The 261-nt window shown below is 82.8% G+C and carries 1 protein-coding gene; it reads left to right on the forward strand.

The features are described 5' to 3' along the window. Positions 1-26: 26 nt before the first annotated feature. A partial coding sequence (locus G3I42_RS37115; protein ID WP_203607321.1) for a hypothetical protein occupies positions 27-261 on the forward strand: 235 nt, incomplete at its 3' end.

Consider the following 261-nt stretch of genomic DNA (forward strand, 5'->3'; position numbering starts at 1 on the left):
CGGCGCGGGCCGCCGAGGAGGCCGCGGTGGCGGCGGAGACCGGGCCGCGCATGCCCTTCGCGCTCCCACCGGCGGCGGGTGACACGGAGACCGCGACGCCGGCGCCCGTACCCGCGCCCGCCCCCAGCCCCGTACCCGCCCCGGTGCCCGCCCTTCCGGCCGCCCTGCCGCAGCCCGCGGCCGTGACCGCCTGGAACACGGCCGAGGTCGTGTCCGAGGCCCCGTCGCCCGCCGTTCCCGGAGGCGCGCGCGGCGTGATCC

Source organism: Streptomyces sp. SID11385 (genome assembly GCF_010548245.1).
GTDB lineage: Bacteria > Actinomycetota > Actinomycetes > Streptomycetales > Streptomycetaceae > Streptomyces.